The 1,243-nt window shown below is 42.5% G+C and carries 1 protein-coding gene and 1 pseudogene; both read left to right on the top strand.

Annotation, left to right across the window (positions count from 1 at the left end):
• A pseudogene (locus ACQEXR_RS20190) lies at window positions 1–597 on the top strand (hypothetical protein); the annotation flags it as partial.
• A complete protein-coding gene (locus ACQEXR_RS20185; protein ID WP_138971148.1) occupies window positions 597–983 on the top strand; it encodes a hypothetical protein in 387 nt (128 codons plus the stop codon). The pseudogene ACQEXR_RS20190 and the gene ACQEXR_RS20185, both read left to right, overlap by 1 nt.
• Window positions 984–1,243: the final 260 nt, after the last annotated feature.

Here is a 1,243-nt window from a genome sequence, read left to right as displayed (position 1 = left end):
CAGCGTGCCGCATTGTTTAAAAAACTGGATGGTTCCTTTGCAATGCTTTCCAAGCGTAGCGTTCAATTGCCCATCTACACGCAAATCAAGCGCAATCTAAAGCTATCCACTAAATCAGTCGTTCACAATGCGGATGAAATCTTAAAAACAGGTTTTGTGAAAGAGCTTGGTAAGCGCATTGGCAATATTGCAATTGGTATCTCCGCTGCTAGAGGTTTGGGGTATGTCGGTCTAGTGATAGGTGCTGCCAGCGGTATGAGTAATATCTATGAGGCGTGCAAGGTCGATGGAACAGGAGATTGTGGTAAGACGACGACCCGAGAAGTGGGCGGGTTTATTGGCGGTGTCGTTGGTGGTATTCAAGGTGGTAACGTTGGCGTTGGGCTTGCTGTCGCCGCCGTTTCTGGTATTGCTCTAGTTATTGGCGTAACCGCATCGGCTCCTGTTCTGGCGGTTGCTGCAATTGGTGGAGCGGTTGCAGGTGGTTTTGTCGGTGGTGTCGCTGGCGGTGCGACTGGTAAAGCAATAGGCGATGGATTGTATTTCTTGTATGAAAATGCGATAGAAATTGTTTCGGAAATCGAGGCTACTTTCTAATGGCTTGGTATGAACTTCTTGCTGCTTCGTTAGGTTTGATCTTTGGAACTTATGCCCTTGTTTGGTCTATTCCTGCTGTAATAATGATTGCTGTTGTTTCTTTAGGGAGCTTCAAGCACATTATTTTCATAGATAAGCAGCTAGCTAAAGACCTGAATAAGTATTACGACGATAACGGTTATATGCGACCGAAGCATCAAGCATCTTGGGATGTTGGAAGTCGGTTTATCAATTACTGTATTGCTTATCCTTTTATTCGACATCGTGAACAAACTGATTCTAAAAAATTTAAAGGATTTATGTGGATTAACGCATTAGGAATGTGGAGTTATATTGTACTTGCCTTGAGTTTAACGTTATTAAAATTTACTGGGTACATACCCTAATTTATATGGGACTGTAATGATCGGTTTCATATCGTTACTTAAGGTGTTGGTAATGTTCCATTGTTACTAATTCCTATATATTGTGTCTGTATCAGCTGCGACCGATACTAGATATTGTGGTTTGGTAAGAGGGCGATTGAAGCGGATGGTTTACCTCTTGATTTTTATGCTCAGGTAGCGGTAGGGGTTGGCGCAACGTCTGCAATCGTTGAGCAAAACCTTAAGAATATTCAAAATGTTCTATTAGAAATAAATGGGCT

The organism is Vibrio sp. TRT 2004 (assembly GCF_050113735.1).
In the GTDB taxonomy this organism is placed as follows: domain Bacteria; phylum Pseudomonadota; class Gammaproteobacteria; order Enterobacterales; family Vibrionaceae; genus Vibrio.
The sequence above is the reverse complement of the archived record's forward strand: the minus strand, read 5'-3'. Positions and strand labels throughout refer to the sequence as shown.